The sequence below is a fragment of the Rickettsia gravesii BWI-1 genome, from assembly GCF_000485845.1.
Classification (GTDB): Bacteria; Pseudomonadota; Alphaproteobacteria; order Rickettsiales; family Rickettsiaceae; genus Rickettsia; species Rickettsia rickettsii.
Map to the genome: position 1 here is coordinate 24,169 of NZ_AWXL01000005.1, position 25,296 is coordinate 49,464.

Sequence of the window (25,296 nt, forward strand, 5' to 3'; positions counted from 1 at the left end):
ATATAACTGAGGCTATTTAATTTGATTGATATTTTTGCCTTTTAGCAAATCATTAATTATTATATTAAACTTTGTATCCATAGATTTTTTTATTTTGGATTTAAACTCTTTAATAGAATTATTAATTAAGATCCGATCTCTAGCGTGTGCGGCTTCTTTTATATTATCTAATAAAGAATTAATTATAGATATCTCACTTTCCGATAATAAAGTTGTTAATTCCGCTATAGCACGTTCTATGCTAAAGATTAAAGCCTCTGCTTCAATTACTGCTTCTTGTAATAATTTTGTAGTATAATCTATTTTAGCATTTTTATACGCGTTTTCTAACATAATATCAATCTCCGTTTTATCAATACCGTGATTTGGCTTTACTTCTATAGCATGTGATGTATTGCTGATTTTTTCATAAGCAGAAACGGATAATATACCGTCTGCGTCAATAGCAAAAGTAACTTCGGCTCTAATATATCCTGCTTTCATAGGAGGAAGTCCCTTTAATTCAAATCGGGCTAAACTGCGGCAATCGGCAGCCATTTCACGTTCACCTTGCAATATATGAAATTGTATACCGGTTTGATTATCGACATGAGTCGTAAATTCTTTTACTACCGAAATAGGAATCGGAGTATTATGCATGATGATTTTTTCAACTATACCGCCATATAATTCCATACCCAGCGATAAAGGTGCTACATCAATCAATAATGAATTTGTATGGGGTGCTATTAAATTTTCTGCTTGTAATGCAGCCCCCCATACAACTGCTTTATCAGGATCGATATCTGATAGAATATCTATTTTAAATGCTTTATATAATTTGTCTTTTATTAAAGGAATGCGGGTTGCACCCCCTACTACAATAACTCCGTCTATATTTGGATTTCCTGCTTGCTCTAAACACTCTTGAGCTATATTGATAGTACGTTCTACTAAGGGTAAAATTAATTGCTCTAATGTTTGCTTATTAATTGATATGTTATCGTTATTAAAACTATCTTTATATGTTAAAGTTTCTTTTGCTTTTTTTGCAAGTTGTAAAGTATCTATAGAATTAGGTAAATCAAATTTATTGCAAAGATATTGTGTAATTACTACATCTATATCGTTGCCACCAAGCATATTATCGCCGTTTGTTGCTATAACTTGAAAAATACCTTCTTGTATATTAAGAATAGATACGTCAAAAGTGCCACCGCCTAGGTCATATACTAAATAACAGCCTTTTTGATTTTTGTTTAAGCCGTAAGCATAGGCAGCTGCAGTAGGTTCGGCAATTAGCCTTAATACTTCAAAACCTGCTATTTTAGCCGCAAGCATTACTTCGCCTCTTGCTGCATCGTTAAAATGTGCAGGTACTGTTATTACTGCTTTAGTTAGATTAGTCTTTAATTGTTCTTCTGCTTGATTTTTTAGGTAAATAAAAACTTCTGCTGCAATTTCGGAGACTCTCAGTTGTTTATTTGCAAAATTTAGCTTAAGCTCACTACTATTTACATCTAGATAATCTTTAACTAACGAAAAAAGTGCCGGAGTATTTAGAATTTCTTTTAATGTTTTACCGAATAGTCTTTTAATAGAACGCAGTCCTTTATTATTACCTATAGTAAAATTGTTACTTGTAAAATCTATAGTAGTTGGGATTAATTCTTTATCATCTATAGATTTAATAACTTTAACTTTTCTGTTAGCTGCAATAGCTATTAATGAGTTAGTAGTGCCAAAATCGATACCGACTGCTATTTGCCGTTCTTGCTTAAAATCAGCTTGCTCCAGTTCCCTAATTTCTATTATTTGCATGATTTTATTTTTTCTTGCAGTTTATGTAGCAATGTCCCAATATATTTAAGCTTGCTAGTTTTTATAGTTGCGTCTGATAGATTTTGTTCTTCAAAAGCTTGTTTTAAAGAATCAATTTCAAGCTTTTTCATTAATTCATATTTGTCTTTTATTTTTTCTAAATCACTAAATAAGATAGTATTTTCGATTATTTCCATTTCATCCCAGAATATGCTTAATTCTAGCGGCGAAAGTAAACTACGTGTTTTTTCGTCATTCAAATTTATATTTTGCAAAAGCAGCATATATTCAGCACGCTTTAAGGCATCTTTAAGAGTAGAGTAAGCGTTATTTAATTCAGCCGCAGTAATTAGATTTTGTTCCTTTTCCTGCAAAGTTTTTGCTTTATCGGGATGATATTTTACCTGCATAGCAAAATATTGCTTTTCTAATATCTTTAAATTAATATTATACTCTTGCGGAAGTCCTAATAATTGAAAATAATTTTGCACTTTTCCTTTTTTGTAATTCTAAACTGCTCTATCATATATCAAAAATTAAAAAAATACAATTATGGAAGTAGATCTATTACATTTTGAAAAAAAATATCATAACTGTATTGTAGCAGGTATAGATGAAGCAGGTAGAGGACCGCTCGCAGGTCCGGTAGTAGCAAGTGCCGTTATGATAGATAACGCCAATATTATAACGGGCATTAAAGATTCTAAAAAGCTTTCCAAAAAGAAAAGAGAATTACTATATGAACAAATCACTAGTAATTATGTTTGGGCAACTGCTATTATTTCTCATACCGAAATTGATAATATTAATATATTAGAGGCAACTAAAAAAGCTTGTTCTATTGCTGTGGCAAATCTTAGCCTTGAGCCAGCAATAGTGTTAGTTGATGGTAATATGCAGTTTAAGGATGAAAGATTTGTCAGTATAATTAACGGTGATAATTTATCATTATCGATTGCTGCGGCTTCTATTGTTGCAAAAGTTACTAGGGATCGTTTGATGCTAGACTTAAGTGCTAAGTTTCCCCAATATTTATGGCACAAAAATTCCGGCTACGGTACCAAAGAACATATCAAAGCTATTAATATACACGGCTTATCACCGTATCATCGTAGGAGTTTTAGGTGTTGTTAATGGTATTGCCTGTGTGGACACTGAATCGTCATTGCGAGCAGCCGTAGGCTGCGTGGCAATCTCATGAAATAATAACAAACTCCTGAGGTTGCTGTGTCAAAATTTACAGTTTTGCCTCGCAATGACGATGACGATTTTGGTATCCACAACGCACACCATTAACTCAACTCGAGTGCCGCCTCTTCTAGAGTTTTTAGCTGATCACGAAGTTTTGCGGCTTGTTCAAATTCAAGATTACTTGCGGCTTTAAGCATTTCTTTCTTTAATTTATCAATATGGGTTTTTAGCTTAGCAGGATTATCAAATAAAGTATGAGCTTGTTTTTTATCAAGCTTACTATCGATTTTCTCAAATTCTGCTAAAGCGTGAATAGCACGGTTGATGGTTTTTGGGGTTATGCCGTGTTTTTCATTATATTCCTGCTGAATTTGCCTTCTACGCAACGTTTCACTAACGGCTTTATCGATAGATTTAGTCATTTTATCGGCATAAAGTATAACTCTACCCGCACTATTTCTTGCAGCTCTTCCTATTGTTTGTATTAACGATACTTCCGACCGCAAAAACCCCTCTTTGTCTGCATCAAGTATAGCAACTAAGCCGCATTCAGGGATATCAAGCCCCTCCCTTAATAGATTAATACCGACTAAAATATCAATAGTACCTTGTCTTAAATCTCGTAAAATCTCTATACGCTCTAGAGTATGAACGTTAGAATGTAAATAAGAAGTTTTATATTTTAGCTCCTGCAAATAGGCAGTTAAATCTTCTGCCATTTTTTTAGTTAAGGTGGTGACTAGAACACGAAAACCTTTAGCGATAGTGGTTTGAATTTCGCTAATTAAATCCTCAACTTGATTAGTAGCGGGTTTGATAATACATTCAGGATCAAGCAGCCCCGTAGGTCTGATAATCAATTCTACAACCGTGCCGCCGGTTTCTTCTAACTCGAACGGTCCTGGAGTTGCAGATACAAACACAGTTTGTGGTCTAAATTTTTCCCATTCTTCAAATTTTAAAGGTCTGTTATCAAGTGCAGAGGGTAGACGAAACCCATGCTCTACCAAAACTTCTTTCCTTGCTCGATCGCCGTTATACATCGCTCTAATTTGCGGTACGGATATATGGCTTTCATCAACAAATAATAATGCATCTTCTGGTAGGTATTCGAATAATGTAGGAGGCGGCTCACCGGCATTACGTCCTGTGAAAAAGCGAGAGTAGTTTTCAATGCCTTTACAGCTGCCGGTTTCCGTTAACATTTCAAGATCATATTGAGTACGTTGATTTAGCCTTTGAGTTTCAAGTGGTTTGTTTTGTGACTTTAAAAACTCTAAGCGTTTTTGTAATTCTTCTTCAATACCTGATATGGCATTATTAACTGTTTCTTGAGGCATCACAAAATGTGAATTACCAAAAACCATAGCTTTATCGAGCTTAGCAAGTTTTTCACCTGTTAGGGGATCAAATTCATGGATATATTCGAGTTCATTACCGAAAAACGATAAACGCCAAGCTTTATCGCTGTAATGTGAGGGGAAAATATCGATGTTGTCGCCTTTAACTCTAAAACAGCCACGCTCAAATCCGATATCGTTACGCTCATATTGTAGATTTATCAAATCGTTTAGTAGCTGATCACGAGGGTAGCTTTGACCAGGCTCTAGATTAACCATCATTTGGTAATATAAATCGGGAGAGCCAAGCCCGTAAATACAGGAAATGGAAGAAACTACTATAACGTCACGACGCTCTAATAGCGATCTTGTAGCGGCATGACGCATTAAATCAATCTGTTCGTTAATTGATGAGTCTTTTTCTATAAAAGTATCGGTGCGTGCTATATAAGCTTCGGGCTGGTAATAATCATAATATGAGACAAAGTATTCAACGGCATTCTTTGGAAAAATCGATTTCATCTCTGAATAGATTTGGGCAGCTAAAGTTTTATTATGAGCCATAATAAGAGTAGGACGATTAGTTCTCTCTATAATATTTGCCATAGTAAAGGTTTTGCCTGATCCCGTAATACCAAGCAACATTTGTGAGCGTTTTTTGCTACTTAACCCTGCTATAATTTCATCTATTGCTTTTGGTTGATCGCCTGCCGGTTTATATTCTGAGATAATAGAAAAATTATTCATGCATTTTTACTTGCTTTAAAAACTATAGTTTAAGATAATATATTAAAATCTAACAAAAAAATATAACAATTATGAATAAAGCTAGATTATACACAATTATTATTTATACTCTCGCTAGTTGTCCTTATTGTATAAAAGCTAAAGCATTACTTGATGAGAAAAATGTTGCTTATGAGGAAATTGAAGTAAGTAATTTTACTCAGGAAGAGAAAGAAAAATTTATTAAGAAATCCGGTGGAAAAAAGACCGTCCCGCAGATATTTATAGATAATATGCATGTTGGCGGTTGTGATGCTCTGTTTGATCTTGAAAAAGAGAGAAGGCTAGATAAGCTGTTAGAAAATCAGCCAAAGAAGACTTCACCTGCTGCCGGAGTGTAATTAATAAAAACGTCATTGCGAGGAAATTACGAAGCAATCTCAGGAGTTTGTTATTATTTCATGAGATTGCCACGCTCCCTATGGTCGCTCGCAATGATGCTGAAAACTACAAAAACTTCAAAATGTCCAAAAACAAAACTCGCAAAAATTCATTCTATCTACTTCTGCCGTATTTATGGTCGAAGGATTTTGATATACGCCTGCGTATTGTTACCTCTCTTATTTGTCTAGTCATAGCTAAAGTAATAAATATTTTCGTTCCTATTGTTTATAAATATATAATAGATGGGCTAAATAAAAACTTTGCTCTTTCGGTTATTATCGGGATTATTGTTGCATATGGCGGAACAAAAATACTTGTTCAAATTTTCAGTGAATTACGAAATATCATTTTTTCAAAAGTAGGGCATCAAGCAACTCGCTTAGTTGCTCTAAATGTCTTTAAGTACATGCATAATTTAAGTATGCGTTTTCACATTACTAGAAAAACAGGGGGCTTAAGTAGGTCAATAGAGCGTGGTACTAAAGGTATTGAAGCGGTACTGCGGTATTCGTTATTTAATATTTTTCCGACAAGCGTAGAAATTATATTAGTAAGCGGGATGTTATGGTATATTTACGGTATTTGGTTTGCCGTAACTATTTTAATAACAATGATAGTTTATGTTGGTTATACTTGCCTAATCAGTACTTGGCGTATTTCTTTTGCAAGGGAAATGAACCAAAGCGATAACACCGCCAATAATAGAGCAATCGATAGTTTACTGAATTTTGAAACCGTTAAATATTTCGGTAATGAAGAATATGAGGCGATAAAGTTTAATGAGGCTTTACAAACTTATGAAAAATCAGCTACTAAAACTACTAACAGCCTATCAATTTTAAATATCGGGCAGGATGTTATAATATCCTTAGGGCTTGTTAGCCTTATGATACTTTCAGCAAATGCTATTAACCAAAATAAAATGACAGTCGGCGATTTAATAATGGTTAATACTTATCTATTGCAGCTATCAATTCCGCTTTCAATACTTGGCTTTGCTTATAGAGAAATTAAAAACGCTCTAGTTAGTATGGAAGATATGTTTAAGCTGCTTGATATACCGGCAGAAGTAGAGGATGCTTTGAACGCTAAGGAGCTAATTATCTTAAAAGGTGAGGTTAGTTTCGATAATGTTAGCTTTGCTTATAATCAGGAATGTCCGATTTTACATAATATAAGTTTTACGATCAAGAGCGGTAAAACTTTAGCAGTAGTCGGTAGTAGCGGGGCAGGGAAATCGACGATATCACGCTTGCTTTTTAGGTTTTACGATATTAATAGCGGCAATATTACTATTGATGGTCAGGATATAAGAGAAGTTACGCAACAATCGCTGCGTAAATCTATTGGAATTGTCCCGCAAGATACGGTACTGTTTAACGATACGATATATTACAACATCGCATACGGTAATAATGCAGCAAGCTACGATGAAGTTATAGCAGCCTCAAAAAATGCTCATATTCATGAGTTTATTAGCACGTTACCCGCAGGGTATGAGACGCAGGTAGGTGAGAGAGGCTTAAAGCTTTCGGGCGGTGAGAAACAGCGTATTGCAATTGCAAGAACCATCTTAAAAAATCCAGCAATATATGTTTTTGATGAGGCAACAAGTTCGCTTGATACTAAAACCGAAAAGCTAATTCAAGCAAGCCTTAAAGAGATCTCGGCTCACCATACTACCCTTATCATTGCCCATAGACTCTCAACGATTATCGATGCAGATGAGATGATCGTTTTAGATAACGGTTATATAGTTGAGCGGGGCAACCATAAAACCTTGCTACAGCACAAAGGCTATTATGCCGAACTTTGGTATAAACAGCAAGAAGAGGAACATTCTTAAAATTTATCATTATATCAACTACAAGCTTTATTAAGTGGTTTGGTAAAACCAGCTCGATGTCATTCCCGCGGAGGTTTTGTTGCGTGGATATCAAGTCATCATTGCGAGCGAACGTTAGTGAGCGTGGCAATCTCAGGAATTCTTCTCAAGATTGCTGCGTCAAATTACTATGTAATTTTTCTCGCAATGACGAAAAAACTGATCCACGCAGGAATGACATCAGCATCCGCGCAACAATGCCACGATTATAAATACAAGCAATCCTTGAAAGAAATTTATTATGTCTCTATTATTAAATATAATTCATTAAATTTAAGGCTAAGTAATCGTGACTGATAAATCTTCTTCTAATTTAGTACCGGTAAATATCGAAGATGAGATGAAAGTATCTTATCTTGATTATGCTATGAGCGTTATAGTAAGTAGAGCTATACCGGATGTTCGGGACGGCTTAAAGCCGGTACATCGCCGAATTATCTATTCCATGCATGAAGCCGGTAATCATGCTAGTAAACCTTATAGAAAATCCGCTAGAATAGTCGGTGACGTGATGGGTAAATACCATCCGCACGGCGATAGTGCTATTTACGACGCGTTAGTACGTATGGCACAAGATTTTTCCTTGCGTTTACCGCTTGTAGACGGGCAGGGTAATTTCGGCTCGATGGACGGTGATGCGGCGGCAGCAATGAGATATACCGAATCTCGAATGGCCAAAGTTTCGCATAAGCTCGTAGAGGATATCGATAAAGAGACTGTCAGCTTTAACCCTAATTACGATGGTTCTGAAGAAGAGCCTTCCGTACTTCCTGCAATGTTTCCCAATTTATTGGTGAACGGTAGCGGAGGTATTGCGGTCGGTATGGCAACTAATATTCCGCCTCATAATCTTGGTGAGGTTATCGATGCGTGTTGTTTATATATAGATAATAACGATATAGAAATATTAGATTTACTTGAAGTTGTTAAAGGACCGGATTTTCCTACAGGTTCAATGATTTTAGGCATTAGCGGTATTAGATCGGCATATCTTACCGGTAGAGGTAGTATCATTATGCGAGGTCGAGCCGAGATTGAGAATATCGGTAATAGCCGTCAAGCAATTATTATTACCGAAATACCGTATATGGTAAATAAGGCAAGGCTCGTTGAGAAAATCGCTGAAATGGTTAAGGAAAAGCGTATAGAAGGTATAAGTGATTTACGTGATGAATCGAATAAAAACGGTGTAAGGATTTTTATTGAGTTAAAGAAAGACGTAGTTGCTGAAGTAGTCTTAAATCAAATATACGCATGTACGCAGCTACAAACTAGCTTCGGTGTTATTATGCTTGCTCTTAAAGACGGGCTACCGAAAGTGATGAGTTTGAAAGAAGTAATTGCAGCTTTCGTTAGTTTTAGGGAAGTGGTAATTACTAACCGTACTATATATTTACTCAATAAAGCAAGAGATAGAGCTCATATTTTACTAGGACTAACTATTGCTGTTAGTAATATCGATGAAATAATACGTATTATTAAAGCTTCAAATGACCCGAATGCAGCTAAACAAGAATTAATGGCTCGTCAGTGGGAAGCATTAAATATCCTACCTCTTGTAAAGTTGGTTGATGATAAAGCAATGTTAAACGAGCAGGGTAAATGTAACTTTACCGAAGTGCAAGCCAAGGCAATCTTAGAAATGAGATTGCAACGCCTGACCGCTATGGAGAAAAACAAGCTTGAAGAGGATTTAAAGAACCTCACTACGGAAATCACCGAATATCTTAATATACTCGGCTCTCGTACAAGGTTACTTAAAATTTTAAAGGAAGAGCTCATTAAAGTTAAAGAAGAATTTGCGACTCCTCGTCTTACTTCAATTGAATTCGGCGAATTTGATCAAGATATAGAAGATTTAATTCAGCGTGAAGAAATGGTTGTAACCGTAACGCTTGGCGGGTATATCAAGCGTGTACCTCTAAGTAGCTATCGTGCGCAAAAACGTGGCGGTAAAGGAAGATCAGGGCTTTCAATGCGTGATGAAGATATTACCACGCAAGTTTTTGTCGGTAGTACCCATACTCCTATGTTGTTCTTCTCAAATATCGGTCAGGTTTATAGTTTAAAACTGTATAAACTGCCTTTAAGTAATCCGCAGGGTAAGGGTAGACCGATGGTTAATATGTTACCGTTGAAAGCAAATGAGCATATTACGAATATTATGCCGCTACCTGAAAATCAGGATGAGAGGGATAATTTAAACATTGTGTTTGCAACTGCCAAGGGTAATATCAGAAGAAGCGATTTATTAGATTTCAAAAAGCTTCAGTCGAACGGTAAAATTGCTATTAGGCTTGATGAGGACGATAAATTAATAGACGTAAAACCATGTAAAGAAGACGAGCATATTTTACTTGCTACCAAAGCCGGTAAAGCTTTAAGATTCCCTGTTGAATCGCTGCGTGTTATTAAGAGCCGTACTTCCGATGGGGTACGAGGTATGAAGCTTGCCACAGAGGATTCCGTAATTTCTATGACTGTGCTTAAAGGTATTAGTAGTACAAAAGAGGATAGAGATGTTTATTTATCCGTGCCGTGGGAGCAGAGATTAGAGATTGCTAAAGGTGAGGCGTTTAATCCTGAAGAACTTGGCGTAAGCTTAACTGCCCCGGCTATTTTGGAAATGGCAAATTCCGAAGAATTCATTTTAACCGTAACTGAGAACGGTTTTGGTAAGAGAAGCTCAGCTTATGGTTATAGAATTACTGACCGTGGCGGCAGCGGTATAATCAATATGGATATTAACGACAAAACTGGTTTAGTCGTCGGTGTTATGCCGGTTAAAATAGATGATGAGTTAATGCTGATTACCAATAGAGGTAAGTTAATTCGCTGTAAACTTGAGTCAGTACGTATTACGGGACGTAACACTAGCGGCGTAATCCTATTTAAGCTAGATGATGGTGAAAAAGTCGTGTCTGTCTCTTTAATTGCTGAAACTTCTGAAAGTGAAGAAGATAGTGAGTTAGAGGAAGAGGGATTAGAGCAATCTGAAGAGGTGTAAGGGCTGAGGCGTTGTTATTCCCGCATAGTTCTTAAAAAGTTCTCGATGTCATTCTTGCGAAAGCATTTTGCATAGATACCTAAGTCGTCATTGCGAGGAGGTATTGTTGCGTGGACCGGTAAAACCCACTGTGTCACCCCGTGGTCAAGCCACGGGATGGCAGAGGTGAAATTGATTCACGCAACAATGCCTTGCGAGCAGCCATAGGCTACGTGGCAATCTCATGAAATAATAAAACTCCTGAGATTGTGGACGTACAAATTACTTTGTAATTTTCCTCGCAATGAAGTTAATTTATTAATTGATCTGCTTTTAGTTAATAATACCCCCCAAAGAACTTCTAGAAAAGTATTGCAACACTAATTTTTCTCTCTATAACAACTGTATATTGAATTTATGAATATGCAAATATTAACTTTCCAGTCTTTTTTACTACTACAACCGATCTAAGCCGGTAACAATATCTCTATATCTTTCTTTTAATGATATCCATCTATTTAAATTAACTAATTATTATTAGGTAAGTTTTATGTTGCGTAAAATGCCACTTATTTTAATGGCTATTATATAGCTATCATATTGTTAAACCCACTAATGAGTTTAGAAGTACAAAGGTTAGTGTATTTAATAAATCTATCTATTAAATCTATAATTGGATTATTTCTGCCTTTAATTATTTTTGGCTTACTTTTTAAATCTGTTGTAATGCGAGCCAAAGATGCAACACGTATAGTTTTCTTAATATTATTACTAGTATGTGGGTCTAATTTTTGTTCTACCTTCATAAGTCATTATGTAGGTATATACATATATCAATTCGATTTATCAATGATCTCTCCTATAGAAAATGATAGCTTAAAGCCTTTATGGTTGCTTAATTTTCCTAATATTATTTCTAATGATAAAATCGTATTTAGTAGTATTATCTTAGGCTTTATTTCCTCAAAATTGTGTGCTGAAGTTGTAATTGGATTTGCTTGTAAGCTAGAAGCATTTGTTGCACAAATATTGTGATTGTTTATCTATATAATTCCCTTATATTTATAATGGGCTTTATCGTAAAACTACAGTTTGATGAAGTATTAGATATAATTATTAAAGATTATATGTTCATTTTTGTGACGGTCGCATTTGCTCAGTTTGGTTATATCTTTCTTGCTTATTTTAAGTAACTGTCGAGTTAAGGAATTCATAGCTAGCCTCAGTAATATGATGCCAGCGTCTATAAGTGGATTTAGTGCAATGTCTAGTGTTATAAGTATGCCACTTAGTATAATAGAAGCGGAAAATAATACAAATAATAAAGCACTCGTTCGTACCGTTGTACCAATAACAGTCAATATTCATCTTGTTGGCGATTGTTTTGCCATACCGATTTTGGCTTATGCTATACTAAAAAGTTATGGATTAGCTGAACCTACTTTATTTAATTATTTTATTTTTACTTTTTATTTTATATTGGCAAAATTTTCAGTAGCAGCTGTACCAGGTGGCGGAATTATTGTAATGTTCCCTATACTTGAATAATATCTAGGTTTTAATACTAATATGATATCTCTGATTACAGCTCTTTATATCTCATTTGATCCTGTGATCACTTGTGCTAATGTTTTAGGAAATGGTGCTTTTGTTAAACTGATAGATAATATATATAGTGTAACTCAGAAGGCTTAATTTAAGTAAATTTGCATGGAGCAAGTCATGTTCCGTCGTGAGCATTAATAAATATTTTAGCAATAGGATGAGGTTTCTCAAAATACTCTAGGTTCTTGCGTGCAGAAAATTAAATTATTTGTATTTTTAGATATTTTTGAGCAAAAATTAATAAGAACGCAAGAGCCTAATATCTATTTTTCTTTTAAAGTAATTGTTGAATTATATATATTTGATAAATTAGATATTTGTGTTTCTTGAATTATTATTTTTTATGAAGAATTAGTGAATTTTTTAACCAAATCTCAAATATTAGATAATTGATTTAAAAGAGAAAAAGCATATAATCTTTGTGTGGGAAGTGATATATTGGTAATAAATTATGATGTGGTTATTAATTGCGATTGGTTTAACCGTTGCGGTTCTTATTATAGGGGTAGTGTCGATGGCTATCGAAGGAAAGTTTGATAAGAAATTTAGTTCAAAGTTAATGACTTTAAGAGTTTTTTTTCAGGCAGTTGCTATATTTTTATTGATTATAATGTATTTTTATAAAGTTAATTTATAAATGTCTGAAAATAACTCAAAAGCTACTTAATCGATTTCTCTAATTTCTTCACGTAATTCTTCCCATTTGTCTAAAATTTCTTCTAATGTAACTTCTTCGACTTTTTTCTCTCCATCTTCAAAGTCCTTTAAATCTCTAATCAGTTTCTCTAGCTTTAATAATGAAATTTTTTTTTCATTATACTGATCGCTACAATGTTCTTCGAGTTGTTCGGCAATTTCTTCAATATTACCCCAATGCATTATTATTCCTCCTTAATTTTATGCAAGACTTATTTATTAACATGTTATCTGATATTTGCTATTATTTTTTACTAAATATTATTAATTCGACAAATTATTGCAAATAGGTGAGTTTATTATGCAACTATTGCCGGAATCAGGCAGGTTTGCTTTCTTTACATTTTGGTGATTTTATGGTATATTAAAATAAAATATTAAGATTTAATTATGTCAATATTACCGATAGTAACGGCACCTGATGAAAGATTAAAGCAGAAATCTCAGCCGGTTTTAGAGTTTACCGATCAAACACGAAAATTTATGGACGATATGCTTAAAACTATGTACCATGAAGACGGTGCAGGGCTTGCAGCAGTACAAGTAGGGGTATTGAAACGTATTTTAGTAATTGATATAAAAGATCATGATTCGGTAGCAAGACCAAAAGATTTTTATCCGCTTTTTATAGTGAATCCTGAAATAATAGAAAAATCAGAAGAGCTAGTTACGGCTAATGAAGGTTGTATCTCATTACCGGAGCAACGTATTGAGGTGGCAAGACCGGAATCTATAAAGATTAGGTATTTAGACTATCATGGTAAATCGCAAGAGCTTAAAGCAAATGATTGGCTTGCAAGAGTTATCCAGCATGAGTATGATCATTTAGAAGGTAAGCTTATGATTGATTATTTAAGTAATTTAAAACGAGATGTAGTACTTCGTAAGCTTAAGAAACTCAAAAATAATATAGTGTGAAAGTAATCTTTATGGGAACGCCTGAATTCGCTGTTCCCGCTCTTAAAAAACTTATAACTCATCACGAAGTTAAAGCTGTTTTTACACAGCAACCTAAAGCTAAGGGCAGAGGACTTAACTTAGCTAAATCTCCAATACATCAATTAGCATTTGAGCATCAAATTCCTGTTTATACTCCTTCTACTCTTCGTAATAATGAAATAATAAATCTAATTAATAAAATTAATGCTGATATTATAGTTGTTATTGCATATGGTTTTATTGTGCCGAAAGCTATATTAGAAGCTAAGAAATACGGCTGTCTTAATATCCATCCATCCGATTTGCCTCGTCACAGAGGAGCGGCTCCTCTGCAGCGTACTATTATAGAGGGTGACCGGAAAAGTAGTGTATGTATTATGCGTATGGATACAGGGCTTGATACAGGTGATATATTGATTAAAGAAGATTTTGATTTAGAAGAAAGAGCAACATTGGAAGAACTGCATAACAAATGTGCAAATCTCGGAGTGGAGTTATTAATTAAAACACTTGCAAATATCGATAATATAGTACCAATAAAACAGTCAAGTGACGGTGTTACGTATGCTCATAAATTAACTAAAGAAGAAGGAAAAATTAATTGGCATGAATCCGCATATAAAATAGATTGTAAAATAAGGGGCATGAATCCTTGGCCCGGAGCATATTTTAGTTATAATGATAAAATAATTAAAATCCTTGAAGCAGAATATTTAAATGCGGATCATCACTTTACTTCCGGTACCGTTATTAGCGATAAGCTGGAAATAGCTTGTGGAAGCGGTATATTACGAGTGAAAAAACTTCAGCAAGAGAGTAAAAAAGCTTTGAATATAGAAGAATTTTTACGTGGTACAAATATTTTAAAAGATACAGTATTAAAATAAGAGTATTATTATGGGTAAAGATAAAAAAGAAGTTAGGTTTAATGATAATTGAGACGTTAAGGATTTTACCTCAAAGCTTGAAAAGAATAGTGATATTTATTCTGTAAAAAGGAAAGTAATTATATATAGTAGATGATGAAGTAGAGGATCAAACTAAGCTACTTACGGAAACTCAATTTCTTGTGAAAAAAACTCCACATGTTAAAACATCTCAATATGAAATTAGCGGCTTTATTAACAAAGCCGGCGAACATATAAACGATCCAAAGCAAATAAAAGAAATTTCAAAATTATACGCTCATGCCACATTTGCTGATTTACAGAAAAATATTTTAGGTACATTTGATAAGAACGGTAATTTAAGTATAACTAAAGATTTTGCAATTGATGAGAATCTAGTCTTTAGAAAAGACGGTAAATTATTGTGTGTTAAAACTCAAAGCGGTTTGATAAACAGAGAAGGAGAAATGACAGCAGTAAATCATGTTTTACAAAAAGGCAGGTTTTTGTTTGAAGATTTAGGCGGTAAGGTAGATACAAAATTAGGGACCGCAAATCTAAACAAAAAGCCGACAAAGCCTACTTTAAAAAGAGGTTAAAATAACTTTAAGCCCTCTCATAAGAAATAAAATTAAAATTATTTGAAATTAGTGTTTGACAAGCTTTAAAAATATAGATATAAAATCATCACACAAAGTTTGAAACGTAAAACTTTGTAGCTGTTTAAAAAGTTGATAAAGCTAAAAACTAAATACACCGCGATAATAAAAATTTATATCGTGAGTAGATACTGAAAATAATTGTGAAATTAATTCTGTATGCATCATGTAATCTCAAGTTAAAAGCGTAAGTAAATATAATAAGAGCATTTGGTGGATGCCTTGGCACTAGAAGGCGATGAAGGACGTAATACGCTGCGATAAGCTTCGGGGAGTTGCGAATAAACTTTGATCCGAAGATTTCCGAATAGGGAAACCTACCTAATTTATTAGGTATTGTATAGTGAATACATAGCTATATGAGGCAAACCCAGCGAACTGAAATATCTAAGTAGCTGGAGGAAAGGACATCAACCGAGACTCCGTTAGTAGTGACGAGCGAACGCGGACCAGGCCAGTGGCTTCAAAAAAATAACTAAAACAACATGGAAAGGTTGACCATAGAGGGTGATAGTCCCGTATAGGTAAAAAGTTTGAAGTCCTTGAGTAAGGCGGGACACGTGAAATCCTGTTTGAACATAGGGGGACCACCCTCTAAGCCTAAGTACTCTCTAGTGACCGATAGTGAACAAGTACCGTGAGGGAAAGGTGAAAAGTACCCCGACAAGGGGAGTGAAATAGTATCTGAAACCAAATGCTTACAAGCAGTCGGAGCAAGCGTATTTATATGTTTTGTGACGGCGTACCTTTTGTATAATGGGTCAGCGACTTAGTTTATCTAGCAAGCTTAAGCCGTTAGGTGTAGGCGTAGCGAAAGCGAGTCTGAATAGGGCGTTTAGTTAGATGAATTAGACCCGAAACCGGGTGATCTAGCCATGGCCAGGTTGAAAGCGGAGTAAAATCCACTGAAGGACCGAACCCACTACTGTTGAAAAAGTAGGGGATGAGCTGTGGTTAGGGGTGAAAGGCCAATCAAACTCGGATATAGCTGGTTCTCCGCGAAATCTATTTAGGTAGAGCGTTATAGCGATTACCATCGAAGGTAGAGCACTGAATGAGCTAGGGGGTCCCACAGACTTACCAAACTCAATCAAACTCCGAATGTCGATGAGTACAGCATAGCAGACAGACTATGGGTGCTAAGGTCCATAGTCGAGAGGGAAAAAGCCCAGACCGCCATCTAAGGTCCCTAAATCATGACTAAGTGTTAAAGGATGTGAGAAGACCAAAACAACTAGGATGTTGGCTTAGAAGCAGCCATCATTTAAAGAAAGCGTAATAGCTCACTAGTCTAAATAAGTTTTCTTGCGCCAACAATGTAACGGGGCTCAAGTCATGTACCGAAGATGCGGGTTTATGCATTTGGCATAAATGGTAGCGGAGCGTTCCGTAAGCCTGCGAAGGTGAACCGTAAGGTTTGCTGGAGGTATCGGAAGTGAGAATGCTGACATAAGTAGCGATAAAGAATGTGAGAAACATTCTCGCCGAAAGTCCAAGGGTTCTTGCGTAAAGTTAATCTGCGCAAGGTTAGTCGGCCCCTAAGATGAGGCTGAAAGGCGTAATCGATGGGAATCAGGTTAATATTCCTGAACCTGAAGGATGTGACGAAAATAGTAAATTGTACAGTCTTATTGGATTGATTGTGCAGTGAATATTTTCCAGGAAATAACACCTTCATTATAGACCGTACCCGAAACCGACACAGGTGGACAGGTAGAGTATACCAAGGCGCTTGAGAGAACGATGCTGAAGGAACTAGGCAAATTGCATCTGTAACTTCGGAAGAAAGATGACCTGTATATGGGCAACCATGTGCAGGTGGCACAAGCTAGGGGGTAGCGACTGTTTATTAAAAACACAGGGCTCTGCAAAGTCAATAGACGACGTATAGGGTCTGACGCCTGCCCAGTGCTGGAAGATTAAAAGGAAGGGTGCAAGCTCTGAATTGAAGTCCCAGTGAACGGCGGCCGTAACTATGACGGTCCTAAGGTAGCGAAATTCCTTGTCGGGTAAGTTCCGACCCGCACGAATGGCGTAACGATTTCCCCACTGTCTCCAGTATCGACTCAGCGAAATTGAATTCTCCGTGAAGATGCGGAGTTCCCGCGGTCAGACGGAAAGACCCCGTGAACCTTTACTATAGCTTTGCACTGGTGTTAGGAATCAGATGTGCAGGATAGGTGGGAGACTACGAAGCGAAGGCGTCAGCCTTTGTGGAGTCACCCTTGAGATACCACCCTTTTGGTTCTTGACATCTAACCGAGATCCTTGAATCAGGATCCGAGACAATGCATGGTGGGTAGTTTGACTGGGGCGGTCGCCTCCCAAAGAGTAACGGAGGCGCGCGATGGTTAGCTCAGGTTGGTCGGAAATCAACTTTTAGAGTGCAATGGCATAAGCTAGCCTGACTGCGAGTCTGACAAGACGAGCAGAGACGAAAGTCGGTCATAGTGATCCGGTGGTCCCGAGTGGAAGGGCCATCGCTCAACGAATAAAAGGTACTCCGGGGATAACAGGCTGATGATTTCCAAGCGTCCATAGCGACGAAATCGTTTGGCACCTCGATGTCGGCTCATCACATCCTGGGGCTGGAGAAGGTCCCAAGGGTTCGGCTGTTCGCCGATTAAAGTGGTACGTGAGCTGGGTTTAGAACGTCGTGAGACAGTTCGGTCCCTATCTGCCGTGGGTGTAGGAAGTTTGAGAGGATCTGCCTTTAGTACGAGAGGACCGAGGTGGACGTACCCCTGGTGGACCAGTTGTCGTGCCAACGGCACAGCTGGGTAGCTAAGTACGGAAGGGATAACTGCTGAATGCATCTAAGCAGGAAACCCACCTCAAAACTAGACTTCCCCATTAGAGCCGTGGAAGACCACCACGTTGATAGGTCGGGTGTGGAAGCACAGTAATGTGTGTAGCTAACCGATACTAATAGCTCGATTGATTTACTTTGCTGTGAGATTACATATGCATATAGTGTTAATGCTATAAGAGTGTAGTATCCACTCACAAAGTTATCAGGTTAAATAGCTTTATCAACTAATAAAAATGTTATTGCATAACTAATGTTATACTGTAGCCCCGCCACGATATCCAGCGAAAATTATTTTGCTGAGTATCGTAGTAAAAGTTAAGATATGATGTTAAGAATTTTTTTGAGTTGTGCAACAACATTAACAGCAAACTATAATACAAATCTATCTTTTTAAAAGTTTGTATTGCTAGCTTGGTGGTTATAGCATGAGTGAAACACACGATCCCATCCCGAACTCGAACGTGAAACCTCATAGCGCTAATGGTACTATGTCATAAGGCATGGGAGAGTAAGTCGCTGCCAAGTTTGCAATACAAATTTTTAATTATCTTTCTTTCTCTTTATGGGATATTTTATATTCATAATTTTTACCTTTCTCTATATTAGTAATGCTTACGCATTAAAGAATAAACATCAATTTATTTCCATAGAATCGCTAAAATCTAACATAGAAATTAAAAAGCTATTTAAAGAAAAAAATACTGGTCAATTTATTTTAGAGTTACCAAACGGCACAGTAATTAATGAAGATGGAATTTTAACTCAAGAAGGTTATATTCTACAAGATACTCAAACAAGCTTAGGTGATCAACATCGTTTATTAAAAAAAACAAGATATTAATACTGAAAATCCTTTATATTTTAATGGAAAATTAGCAGTAATTTCATCTTCTGGTTCTGAAAATTGATATCATTGGCTGCTACAAATTTTGCCTAGATTAATTATATTAAAAGAATCAGCTCTTGAATATGATCGTATCTATATTAATAATTTAAAATATTCATGGCAAATTAAGTCATTAGAAATAGTATTAAATTATTTAAATATACCGGAAGATAAGCTTTTTGTAGTAAATAGTGACTGTATAATTCAAGTTACTAGACTAATTGTTCCATCTGTACCGTTTATTCCAGTAAAAGGTACACCTTTGCCTTTATGGTTAAAAAAAGATTTAAGAAATATTTTTATTAAAGATAATAGTAAAGCATACGATAAAATATATATTTCTCGTAAATATGCTTCTACCCGAAAAATAGTTAATGAAGAGGAATTAATAGAAAAAATTGAGAGATTTGGTTTTAAAGTAATATATCTAGAGCTATCCTCCCCGTATGAACAGGCCCAGCTTTTTAATAAATCAAAAATAATGATTGGACCGCACGGATCAGGATTTGCTAACTTTATTTTTGCGGCTCCAAAATGCAAAGTAGTAGAGATTGATCACGGTATAACTCCCTCTAGAAGTTTTTATAAAAGAATGGCAAATTATATGTCATGCGATTATTATCCTTTTTATGTAGATCAGACAACAGAAGAGCATTTAGAAGACGATATAAAGATCAATATTGATGAATTTATTAAGTTTCTTAGAGGTCATCTGTAAATAAATTTTAATTAGTAATTAAAGAGCTTTTTTAGCGAAATAAGATTCGCTATTCATTTCATTTAGTCTTGAAATAGTGCGTTTAAATTCTGCGGCTCGTGCTGAACCTTGATATATTTTATTTGGGTTATCTTCTAGGCTCATAAATAAGAGTATTTTATAGAAATAGGCATTATCGATAAAGTTGATAAATCTAACGGCTGTATTTGTATCGTTAGCATCGATAGTATGAACGTTCCTCACTATAATAACGTTGAAATTTTGGCAAATATTAACATAATCGATATAGCTTAAGTCTCTTGTAAATAATTCATTATAATCTGTTACTAATATTCTTTTATGCACTTTTTGAAAGGATATTTCTCTACCTAGAACCTGTATATTTTGAGGAGCAAGATTATTATCACTAATATCCGTGATAATTTTTTCAAGTTTGTTTTGGTTTTCTAAAGTTAAAGGATAAATTATCCTTGCCTCTTTAACTCCTAACGCTTTATCAAATCGATAATCATGGTGATTATCTAGATATTTAACATAAAATGTATTATTGATTATCTTTATAAAAGGTAAGAAAGATTCTCGTTGTAATCCGTCTTTGTACAGATTATTGGGACTCGTGTTAGAAGTTATAAAAATAAAAATATTTTGCTTTATTAATTCATTAAATAATCTACCGATTATCATTGCATCAGTAATATCTTTAATTTCAAACTCATCTATACATAACACTTTAGTTTGTTTAGCATAGTTTTTAGCAATTTTAGGGATGGTATCTTTCTGATTTGCTGTTTGTAATTTATGCATAGATTTATGAATTTCCTGCATAAAGTTCTGATAATGTATTATTATTTTAGGTGTGGTTAATTCTTCAAAAAAAGAATTCATGAGCATAGTTTTACCGCTACCCACCGGACCGTATAAATAAATTCCGCTTTTTAAGTTGTTTTGATTAAAGAATTTGAATAAACTTTTAGGCTTATTAAGTGCTGCTGTCAGCTGTTTTAATTCTTCTCGTAAAGCAGTTTGTTTTGAATCTCGTATTAATGAAGTAGAGGATTTAATCAAATATTTTTTATCTAGTTTGTTATAGTTTTTTTCTAAAATGTCGTTCCTAGCTCAAAGCAGGAAGGCTTTGTTGCGTGGATCAATTTCACCTCCGTCATCCCGTGGTTTGACCACGGGATCCAGTGAAAAATATTAATCTTTAGCATTTTTTGTTATTTTTGCTAGATTGCCACGCTCCTTTTAGTCGCTCGCAATGATGGTTGTTATTATCATTTCCTACATAAAAGCGTTGCATCGCCGTAGCTAAAAAAACGCATTGCTTCTTTTATAGCATATTTATATAATTCATGCATCTCTTTAAATCCGGCAAAAGCACATATAAGCATAAATAAAGTAGATTTAGGAAAATGGAAATTAGTAAGTAGCATATCGGCTGTTTGAAATTTAAAACCTGGGGTTATGAAAATATCGGTTTCAAAGCTACCTGCTTTTACGATGCCGTTATTGCAAGAACTCTCAAGTGTTCTAAGTGTTGTAGTGCCGACTGCGATAATACGTTTCCCTTCTTGCTTTGCTTTATTGATGATTTCAGCAGTGTCAGGAGTAATAGAGCAATATTCGGTATGCATTTTATGTTCATGAATATTTTCGGTTTTTACAGGTAAAAAAGTTCCAGCTCCCACATGTAATGTTAAAAATGTAGCTTGTATGCCTTCTGCCTTAAGCTTATCAAGTATATCCTTTGTAAAATGCAAGCCTGCTGTCGGTGCTGCAACTGAACCTTCTATTTGGCTATAGACAGTTTGATAGCGGTCGTTGTCGTTTTGAGTGTTTGTCATACCGTGGTTTGACCACGGTATCCAGTCATTATTTAAATATTTTTTGGATCCCGTAGTCGTAGCCACGGGATGACATAATGAGTGTGAACGCCTAATATAAACCGGTAGCGGCATCTCACCGTATTTATTTAAGAACTCGAATACAGAAATATCATTAAGCTCAAATTTTACTTTAATCTCACCCATTGTAAGTTTTTCGGTAATAATTACCTTATGATTATCAAAATAAAATTCATCATTTACATGAAGCTTTCGAGCTGGTTTAGCAAAAGCCGACCAACTATCATCTGATAATTTTTGATTCAAATTTATTGTAATATTTTTCCCCAAATTTAACTTTGCTTTTATTACCTTACTATTATTAAAGACTAATAAGTCCCCTTCTTTTAAGTAATCTATTATGTTGTAGAATTTGGTTTTAATAGGTGGCGTAACAGCAATTAGTAAATCTGAGTTATCACGTTCACTAGATGGATATTGTGCGATCAGTTCACTTGGTAAATCAAAGTCAAAATCAGATAGTTTCATTGTTTAAATATTAGTGGCTAAAAAAGTGATTATAACAGCATATGACAATATTTAATATAATATTTTAGTTTATTGATTGCTTACTAATAAATCAACTATTTGTTGATAAAATGATTTTTTTTCTGTACGATACAAAATACTGTCAATTGAATCATTAAGGGAAATACTATGATAACCGATGATATAATTAGAAATAAATTTCATGAGATATTAAGCAGTAAAGATATAGAAGAACAACAAAATATGGGATTTAATAATATATATAAAATAAAAAGATATGAATTTTTTAGAGAAAGTTTTGTCAAAGAATTCAAAGCTTTGGTTGAAGATCCAAATACAAATATTTCTAGCGTGTACAATATGGCATACTGCACTGTAGATAAAATAGCAAGATCTCCTGACACTGCTATAGTTAAAGCAATTTGTCAAGGTGATTATGATTTAGTTGATAGTATGTTAACCGCTTTAAATATTGATCTAAATACAGAAGTATATACATTGGAAGGTGAGGCTAAATCTTTTTTATATTTTGCGTGTCATAATAATCAGAAAGGGATAGTAAGGCTTCTACTTGCAAAAGGTGCAAATATAATCCTTGACCACAACAGCGGTATGACCGTTTTTCACACTGTCCTAACAGCTCAACATTTTGATATGGCAGCATTTCTAATTGAAAATGGTGCGGATCCTAATTACGTAACAGGTGACAATATGACTTATTTAGAAATATGTACGTTCCTATACCTAAATATAGCCATGGTAACTAAATTGCTCACTTATGGTGCTAATATGGAATTTATCCGTTGTGAAAAAACCGTATTTAAAAGTTTAGTAGACCTAACTAGAGGGCTTAACGATAGAAAGCAGAGTACAGATATGGTAAAAGTATTTTTACAATATGGTGCTAATCCGGATATACTCGATCCTGACGGTCAAATGGTCCGTAACAAGGAAGCAATTTGTGAACCTCTGAAAGCTCTTTTAACGCTTGAATCCTCATTTCGTAAGAATGATTACAAGAAAATTAAGGCTATTGACAAGAAAGATTTAGCTGCATTTGTTCAATGGAAAGCAGCAATATTACCGGTTGCAAAAGATGTTTCTAAGGATGAGTATATTAAAAGCCTATTAGAACTATATAAATTTTCAAATCAAATGAGTTTGGATTCGGATGATTCTATAAAACAACCATTAATAGAATTAGGAGAAAAGATAGCTAAATTGATACCGCCTTTAGAGTTTTTATGCATTTTAAAAATTGAAGATATTATTGATAGTAACGCTACAGATAAGATAGAATTACTTGAGAGTGCAATAAAAGCGATGACAGGGTGCAGACTACTTCAAGTTGAAACAACAGGAGAAACAGTGGCTCATAATGATTTAGTTTAAAGGTTGAGGCTGGTATTATGTCATTCCTGCGAAAGCAGGAATGACATAATACATAGGTAATACCTCCTCACACTATTAACCCTTTAACTTGAGAGTTCCATAATTTTTGATATAGCTTACTATTTTTTAGTAATTCTGCATGGCTACCGTCATCGATTATACTTCCCTTTTCAAAAACTAAAATTCTATCCATATTGAGTAAAGTAGATAATCTGTGGGCAATGACTATCACGGTTTTATTTTGCATTAAATAATCCATTGACTCTTGAATCAGGCTTTCCGTCTCGCTATCTAAGCTACTTGTTGCTTCATCGAGAATTAAAATAGGAGCATTTTTTAAGATGGCTCTTGCTATGATAATTCTTTGACGCTGACCGCCTGATAAGTTATTCCCCCGTTCACCGCACATAGTATTGTAACTGTCCGGTAGATTATCGATAACATCATGAATATGTGCAGCTTTTGCTGCTTCTATAACCTCCTCAAGAGTAGCTTCTTTTTTCCCGTATCTGATATTGTCCAAAATGGTACGATGAAAAAGCACCGGTTCTTGAGGTATAAGGCTAATGGCTTTTCTTAAAGAATCTTGAGTTACGTTTTTAATATTTTGATTATCTATTAAAATCATTCCTTCTTCTATATCATGTAACCTAGTGAGTAAACTAATAAAAGTGGTTTTTCCTGAACCTGAAAATCCAACTAGTCCTACTTTTTGTTTACTCGGTATTAATACCGATTTTTTATAAAATAAATTGTTATTATGATGATAATTAAATGTAACATTTCTAAATTCAATAACCCCTTCTTTGATATCTAATGGAGTAGCGTTTTCAATATCAGTTATAATATGCGGTGCCATTAAAGATAAGCCTTGATTAAATACCCCGACCTGCTCGAACATATCACCGATTTCTTGCGTTAAATCCCAAATATTGTCTGCTACATTTATACATAATGTTAGCACTAATACGCAATCACCTATGCTTATTAATTCGTTACGAAGTTTAGATAAATAATAAATCATTATAAAAATCATTATTGAACAAGAAGTCCCAAGAGCATAACGCAATTTGAACATAAAGAATTGCATAGTCTGCTCATCGGCTACGGCATTTTCTACTCTTGTTTCTAGATGTTGACGTTCAAATTTATGGGCTGTAAACATTCTAACCGCATTAATGTTGCTAATTGCATCTACGATACTACCGGCAACAAAAGATCGGCTTCTAGCATAATTTAATGAGTATTTATTGATTTTATCCGAGAAAAGAACACTAAGTCCTAAAAAAACCGTAATCCATAAAATAAATATCGTAGCAAAAACGTAATGTACCGAATATAAAGCAATTAATGCAAATACAATAATAGCAAGTTTACGAAGAATTTTTTCACCGAATATTGAAATAATCATCTCAAACGATCTTGCAGTTTCGGTAATACGATTGCTAATATGTCCTGCTAGATTATCCTGAAAGAATTTATGGCTATGATATTGGGTATAATTATAAAGTTCATTTAGTATTTTCCCTTTTATTACGGGCATAGTCTTGAGATACAAATAATCATATGAACGATATGCTATATTAATACTCTCCCACCAAAGAGCATAAAATACTGCCCAGTAAATCATGGAAGATAAAAGATTATTAGCGTTCTCATCGTTGAAAGATTCTATTAAATCAATGATTTTCTGAAGTAATATACTATCAATCGCTGGAATCATACCAAGTAAAATACAAATTACAGTCAATAAAGTTATTTTAACTTTATCGAATTTTAAAAAATAAATACCTAAGCTAAATGTTGATTTAGATAAAGTAGGGTATTTTATCACGATAATGTACCTCGATTTTAAAATAATATATTAATTCGTGTTATTTTGGAGCATATTTTAATTTAATTATTTTGCAAAAATATACCTAAAAATATTAAATCTGTGGAAAAATAATAAACAAGTC

General features: G+C 34.7%; 20 protein-coding genes, 2 rRNA genes and 2 pseudogenes. 16 read left to right on the forward strand and 8 right to left on the reverse strand.

All coding sequences use genetic code 11. The features are described from left to right. Window positions 1-12: 12 nt before the first annotated feature. Together hscA and hscB are read right to left on the reverse strand one after the other, a co-directional pair. Entirely contained in the window at window positions 13-1,800 is a 1,788-nt protein-coding gene (hscA, locus tag RGRA_RS0101935) for a Fe-S protein assembly chaperone HscA (RefSeq protein ID WP_017443301.1), read from the reverse strand. Beyond that, window positions 1,791-2,291, reverse strand: coding sequence for a Fe-S protein assembly co-chaperone HscB (gene hscB / locus RGRA_RS0101940; RefSeq protein ID WP_004996487.1), 501 nt, complete (start codon window positions 2,289-2,291; stop codon window positions 1,791-1,793). Before hscB ends, hscA begins: the two co-directional genes overlap by 10 nt. A 61-nt stretch (window positions 2,292-2,352) precedes the next feature. Here hscB and RGRA_RS0101945 point away from each other — a divergent pair, with 61 nt between their 5' ends. Further along, window positions 2,353-2,934 (forward strand): ribonuclease HII, encoded by a 582-nt coding sequence (locus tag RGRA_RS0101945; protein WP_017443302.1) that lies wholly within the window; start codon window positions 2,353-2,355, stop codon window positions 2,932-2,934. Between the two features lie 158 nt (window positions 2,935-3,092). Here RGRA_RS0101945 and uvrB read toward each other — a convergent pair whose 3' ends face one another. Next, a complete protein-coding gene (gene uvrB / locus RGRA_RS0101950; RefSeq protein WP_017443304.1) occupies window positions 3,093-5,078 on the reverse strand; it encodes an excinuclease ABC subunit UvrB in 1,986 nt (661 codons plus the stop codon). Window positions 5,079-5,149: 71 nt separating this feature from the next. Here uvrB and grxC point away from each other — a divergent pair, with 71 nt between their 5' ends. The 3 genes from grxC (at window position 5,150) to gyrA (ending at window position 10,393) form a co-directional block, all read left to right on the forward strand. Beyond that, complete coding sequence (gene grxC / locus RGRA_RS0101955) at window positions 5,150-5,458, forward strand: glutaredoxin 3 (RefSeq protein WP_017443305.1); 309 nt, start codon at window positions 5,150-5,152, stop codon at window positions 5,456-5,458. A gap of 122 nt (window positions 5,459-5,580) precedes the next feature. Continuing rightward, a complete protein-coding gene (locus tag RGRA_RS0101960) occupies window positions 5,581-7,347 on the forward strand; it encodes an ABCB family ABC transporter ATP-binding protein/permease (protein WP_034419545.1) in 1,767 nt (588 codons plus the stop codon). A gap of 328 nt (window positions 7,348-7,675) precedes the next feature. Beyond that, window positions 7,676-10,393: a DNA topoisomerase (ATP-hydrolyzing) subunit A gene (gene gyrA, locus RGRA_RS0101965; protein WP_017443307.1), complete on the forward strand. Its 2,718-nt coding sequence runs from the start codon at window positions 7,676-7,678 to the stop codon at window positions 10,391-10,393. A 516-nt stretch (window positions 10,394-10,909) separates the two neighbouring features. Here the strand turns inward: gyrA and RGRA_RS10215 are convergent. Further along, a pseudogene (locus tag RGRA_RS10215) lies at window positions 10,910-11,178 on the reverse strand (hypothetical protein). A gap of 43 nt (window positions 11,179-11,221) precedes the next feature. Between RGRA_RS10215 and RGRA_RS08425 the strand changes: the two are divergent. From RGRA_RS08425 to RGRA_RS0101995, 4 genes and pseudogenes are all read left to right on the forward strand, one after another. Continuing rightward, on the forward strand, window positions 11,222-11,407 hold the full coding sequence (locus tag RGRA_RS08425; protein WP_236609760.1) for a transporter: 186 nt from the start codon (window positions 11,222-11,224) through the stop codon (window positions 11,405-11,407). Window positions 11,408-11,548: 141 nt separating this feature from the next. After that, window positions 11,549-12,067, forward strand: a pseudogene (locus RGRA_RS10220) (cation:dicarboxylate symporter family transporter). Between the two features lie 99 nt (window positions 12,068-12,166). After that, window positions 12,167-12,307, forward strand: coding sequence for a hypothetical protein (locus tag RGRA_RS08440; RefSeq protein WP_017443238.1), 141 nt, complete (start codon window positions 12,167-12,169; stop codon window positions 12,305-12,307). 121 nt (window positions 12,308-12,428) lie between these two features. Then, complete coding sequence (locus tag RGRA_RS0101995; protein ID WP_010976936.1) at window positions 12,429-12,614, forward strand: twin transmembrane helix small protein; 186 nt, start codon at window positions 12,429-12,431, stop codon at window positions 12,612-12,614. 26 nt (window positions 12,615-12,640) lie between these two features. Here the strand turns inward: RGRA_RS0101995 and RGRA_RS0102000 are convergent, their stop codons facing one another. Beyond that, window positions 12,641-12,856: a Fe-S cluster assembly protein IscX gene (locus RGRA_RS0102000; protein ID WP_017443239.1), complete on the reverse strand. Its 216-nt coding sequence runs from the start codon at window positions 12,854-12,856 to the stop codon at window positions 12,641-12,643. Between the two features lie 207 nt (window positions 12,857-13,063). Here RGRA_RS0102000 and def point away from each other — a divergent pair, with 207 nt between their 5' ends. The 7 genes from def (at window position 13,064) to RGRA_RS0102035 (ending at window position 19,574) form a co-directional block, all read left to right on the forward strand. Beyond that, window positions 13,064-13,591 (forward strand): peptide deformylase, encoded by a 528-nt coding sequence (gene def, locus RGRA_RS0102005; protein WP_017443240.1) that lies wholly within the window; start codon window positions 13,064-13,066, stop codon window positions 13,589-13,591. Then, window positions 13,588-14,499: a methionyl-tRNA formyltransferase gene (gene fmt, locus RGRA_RS0102010; protein WP_017443241.1), complete on the forward strand. Its 912-nt coding sequence runs from the start codon at window positions 13,588-13,590 to the stop codon at window positions 14,497-14,499. The genes def and fmt overlap by 4 nt, the downstream gene beginning before the upstream one ends. A 182-nt stretch (window positions 14,500-14,681) precedes the next feature. Beyond that, window positions 14,682-15,098, forward strand: a complete 417-nt coding sequence (locus tag RGRA_RS0102015; RefSeq protein ID WP_017443242.1) for a hypothetical protein — start codon at window positions 14,682-14,684, stop codon at window positions 15,096-15,098. Window positions 15,099-15,347: 249 nt separating this feature from the next. Beyond that, window positions 15,348-18,108, forward strand: a 23S ribosomal RNA gene (locus tag RGRA_RS0102020). A gap of 272 nt (window positions 18,109-18,380) precedes the next feature. Then, a 5S ribosomal RNA gene (gene rrf, locus RGRA_RS0102025) occupies window positions 18,381-18,495 on the forward strand. Window positions 18,496-18,532: 37 nt separating this feature from the next. Continuing rightward, entirely contained in the window at window positions 18,533-18,811 is a 279-nt protein-coding gene (locus RGRA_RS13120) for a hypothetical protein (protein WP_017443243.1), read from the forward strand. Between the two features lie 88 nt (window positions 18,812-18,899). Beyond that, on the forward strand, window positions 18,900-19,574 hold the full coding sequence (locus tag RGRA_RS0102035; protein ID WP_017443244.1) for a glycosyltransferase family 61 protein: 675 nt from the start codon (window positions 18,900-18,902) through the stop codon (window positions 19,572-19,574). Between the two features lie 18 nt (window positions 19,575-19,592). Here the strand turns inward: RGRA_RS0102035 and zapE are convergent, their stop codons facing one another. Beyond that, entirely contained in the window at window positions 19,593-20,636 is a 1,044-nt protein-coding gene (gene zapE, locus RGRA_RS0102040; RefSeq protein WP_330216856.1) for a cell division protein ZapE, read from the reverse strand. 212 nt (window positions 20,637-20,848) lie between these two features. Beyond that, window positions 20,849-21,946, reverse strand: coding sequence for a tRNA preQ1(34) S-adenosylmethionine ribosyltransferase-isomerase QueA (gene queA / locus RGRA_RS0102045; RefSeq protein WP_017443245.1), 1,098 nt, complete (start codon window positions 21,944-21,946; stop codon window positions 20,849-20,851). Window positions 21,947-22,114: 168 nt separating this feature from the next. Between queA and RGRA_RS10225 the strand changes: the two genes are divergently transcribed. After that, the gene (locus RGRA_RS10225) at window positions 22,115-23,338 is read left to right on the forward strand and encodes an ankyrin repeat domain-containing protein (protein ID WP_017443246.1); all 1,224 of its coding nucleotides are present in this window, start codon (window positions 22,115-22,117) and stop codon (window positions 23,336-23,338) included. Window positions 23,339-23,405: 67 nt separating this feature from the next. Here the strand turns inward: RGRA_RS10225 and RGRA_RS0102060 are convergent, their stop codons facing one another. Further along, window positions 23,406-25,172 (reverse strand): ABC transporter ATP-binding protein, encoded by a 1,767-nt coding sequence (locus RGRA_RS0102060; protein ID WP_017443247.1) that lies wholly within the window; start codon window positions 25,170-25,172, stop codon window positions 23,406-23,408. Window positions 25,173-25,296 lie beyond the last annotated feature (124 nt).

Excerpts from the sequence above, each read along its gene's own strand:
- RGRA_RS13120 (WP_017443243.1), top strand. The coding sequence starts at position 18,533 with ATGGGATATTTTATATTCATAATTTTTACCTTTCTCTATATTAGTAAT.
- RGRA_RS0101960 (WP_034419545.1), top strand. The coding sequence starts at position 5,581 with ATGTCCAAAAACAAAACTCGCAAAAATTCATTCTATCTACTTCTGCCG.
- RGRA_RS0102000 (WP_017443239.1), bottom strand. The coding sequence starts at position 12,856 with ATGCATTGGGGTAATATTGAAGAAATTGCCGAACAACTCGAAGAACAT.
- def (WP_017443240.1), top strand. The coding sequence starts at position 13,064 with ATGTCAATATTACCGATAGTAACGGCACCTGATGAAAGATTAAAGCAG.
- RGRA_RS08425 (WP_236609760.1), top strand. The coding sequence starts at position 11,222 with ATGATCTCTCCTATAGAAAATGATAGCTTAAAGCCTTTATGGTTGCTT.
- RGRA_RS0101995 (WP_010976936.1), top strand. The coding sequence starts at position 12,429 with ATGATGTGGTTATTAATTGCGATTGGTTTAACCGTTGCGGTTCTTATT.
- queA (WP_017443245.1), bottom strand. The coding sequence starts at position 21,946 with ATGAAACTATCTGATTTTGACTTTGATTTACCAAGTGAACTGATCGCA.
- hscA (WP_017443301.1), bottom strand. The coding sequence starts at position 1,800 with ATGCAAATAATAGAAATTAGGGAACTGGAGCAAGCTGATTTTAAGCAA.
- RGRA_RS10225 (WP_017443246.1), top strand. The coding sequence starts at position 22,115 with ATGATAACCGATGATATAATTAGAAATAAATTTCATGAGATATTAAGC.
- RGRA_RS0101945 (WP_017443302.1), top strand. The coding sequence starts at position 2,353 with ATGGAAGTAGATCTATTACATTTTGAAAAAAAATATCATAACTGTATT.
- uvrB (WP_017443304.1), bottom strand. The coding sequence starts at position 5,078 with ATGAATAATTTTTCTATTATCTCAGAATATAAACCGGCAGGCGATCAA.
- grxC (WP_017443305.1), top strand. The coding sequence starts at position 5,150 with ATGAATAAAGCTAGATTATACACAATTATTATTTATACTCTCGCTAGT.